The organism is Pseudomonas sp. K5002 (genome assembly GCF_013386655.1).
In the GTDB taxonomy this organism is placed as follows: Bacteria; Pseudomonadota; Gammaproteobacteria; order Pseudomonadales; family Pseudomonadaceae; genus Aquipseudomonas.
Genome location: NZ_JACARK010000557.1, coordinates 1 through 1575, shown reverse-complemented (window position 1 = coordinate 1575; position 1575 = coordinate 1). Strand labels below are relative to the sequence as shown.

General features: G+C 65.0%; 1 protein-coding gene and 1 pseudogene. Both read right to left on the bottom strand.

Annotated elements, in window-relative coordinates; translation table 11 throughout:
* Positions 1-28 precede the first annotated feature (28 nt).
* Positions 29-772 carry a pyridoxine 5'-phosphate synthase gene (gene pdxJ / locus HX846_RS23285; RefSeq protein ID WP_178966164.1) on the bottom strand — a complete coding sequence of 248 codons (744 nt, stop codon included), beginning with the start codon at positions 770-772 and terminating at the stop codon, positions 29-31.
* Positions 773-824: 52 nt separating this feature from the next.
* Positions 825-1518 (bottom strand): annotated as a pseudogene (recO, locus tag HX846_RS23280) (DNA repair protein RecO).
* Between the last annotated feature and the right edge of the window lie 57 nt (positions 1519-1575).

Sequence of the window (1575 nt, the reverse complement as noted above, 5' to 3'; positions counted from 1 at the left end):
GCTCCCACATTGGATCTTCAGCGCTCTTTTAATGTTTGGCGGCGGCCAGAATCAAGGCTTTCATCTCGGCGACGGCGCCTTTGAAGCCGACGAACAGCGCATGAGCCACCAGTGCATGGCCGATGTTCAGCTCGTTGATGCCCTTGATCGCAGCCACGGCTTCGATGTTATGGTAGTGCAGGCCGTGGCCGGCGTTGACGATCAGGCCTTCGCCCAGGCCGCAGTTGACGCCGTCGATGATGCGCTGCAATTCGTCGGCAACTTCGGTCGGCGTGGTCGCGTCGGCATAACGGCCCGTGTGCAGTTCGATGGCCGGGGCACCGACACGGCGCGAAGCTTCGATCTGGCGCTCGTCGGCATCAATGAACAGCGAGACTTCACTGCCGATCTTCGACAGGCGCTCCACGGCAGCCTTGATCCGCGCTTCCTGGCCGGCGACATCGAGGCCGCCTTCGGTGGTCAGTTCCTGGCGGGTTTCCGGCACCAGGCAGATATGCGCCGGGCGAATGCGCTCGGCGAACGCCATCATTTCCTCGGTAACGCCCATTTCGAAGTTCATGCGGGTTTGCAGCACGTCCTTGAGCAGCAGCACATCGCGCTCCTGGATGTGGCGCCGGTCTTCGCGCAGGTGCACGGTGATGCCGTCGGCGCCCGCTTCTTCGGCGTCCAGCGCGGCCTTGACCGGGTCCGGGTAACGGGTGCCCCGGGCCTGGCGCAGGGTGGCTACGTGGTCGATGTTCACGCCGAGAAGAATGCGATTGCTGGTGGTCACGAAAAGCGCTCCTGAAGAGGGAAGGAATCGCTGCACAGCATACACGGGGATGTCAGGGCTTTCGAAACAACTCGCGGCTGACCAGTGGCCGACCGCCCAGATGCACGGCCAGCGCTTGGCGCATCAGGCGCTTGGCGGCGGACAGGGCGCCGGGGGCGGTCCAGTCGGCTTCACTCATGGCGAGCAATTCGGTGCCCTGGNNGGAACAAGCCGGGTTGCAGCAGGTAGACCCGCTCCAGGCCTGCGTCCACTTGCAGGCGATACATGCCGTCGGCGGCGATGGGCTCACCGTGCAGGTCGTTGCTCAGTTCGAAGCCGTAGCCCAAGTCATCCAGCAGGCGCCATTCGAATGCGCGCAGCAGCGGCTCCAGGGGACGGCCTTCGGCGAGGGCGAGCAAGGTGGCGGCATAATGATCGAAGACGCCGGGGTGCGGGTCTTCGGCGGGGAGCAGGCGGATCAGCAATTCGTTGAGGTAGAGGCCGCTGAACAGCGCCTCACCGTTGAGCCAGTTGGAGGCGCCGGCAGCTTCCATGCGGCCGACGTTCTTCAGCTCGCCGCGTCCACGAAACTCCACTTCCAGGGCCACGAAGGGCCGCGCCAGGGTGCCGGCCTTGCCGCGTGCACTGCGCAAGACCGCGCGCAGGCGGCCTTGGGGCGTGAGGAAGTCCACCAGGGCGCTGGTCTCGCGGTAGGCGCGGCTGTGCAAGACGTAGGCGGGTTGGCCGGTGGGTGGGGTTTGAGACATGGGGTTCTCGCTGCGGGAACACGTCTGGAAAACAACGACTATCAATGTGGGAGCGGG